The sequence below is a fragment of the Streptomyces sp. SID5785 genome (assembly GCF_009870065.1).
In the GTDB taxonomy this organism is placed as follows: Bacteria; Actinomycetota; Actinomycetes; order Streptomycetales; family Streptomycetaceae; genus Streptomyces.
In genome coordinates this window covers 1-363 of sequence record NZ_WWIA01000866.1, presented here as the reverse complement: position 1 = coordinate 363, position 363 = coordinate 1, and the positions used below count along the sequence as shown (strand labels likewise).

Here is a 363-nt window from a genome sequence, read left to right as displayed (position 1 = left end):
GGCGGCGCACGCGCTGGCCCGCGCCCGGGCGGCCCGCAGCGCGCTGGTCCGGCACCGGGCCGACGGCACGGCCGCGCCCGGTCTCGCGGCGCTGGACGGCCGTCCGGTGCTTCTGGAGACGCTGCGGACGTGGCTCTCCGTGCACGGCAGCTGGGAGAACACGGCGCTCGCGCTGGGCGTGCACCGCAACACGGTCCGCCAGCGCGTGGCCCGCTGCGGGGAGCTCCTGGACGCGGATCTGAACGATCCGGATGTGCGGATGGAGTTGTGGTTCGCCCTGCGCGGTGCCTGACCGGCGGTGGGGCGGGATCGGGGTTCGTCGCCGGGTGCACGCCGGTGGGGCTTCTCGCGCAGTTCCCCGCG

1 protein-coding gene is annotated in these 363 nt (G+C 76.9%); it reads left to right on the top strand.

Translation table 11 applies throughout. The annotated features are described in order from the left end of the window. A partial coding sequence (locus GTW43_RS27880) for a helix-turn-helix domain-containing protein (protein ID WP_161304729.1) occupies positions 1–292 on the top strand: 292 nt, incomplete at its 5' end. Positions 293–363 lie beyond the last annotated feature (71 nt).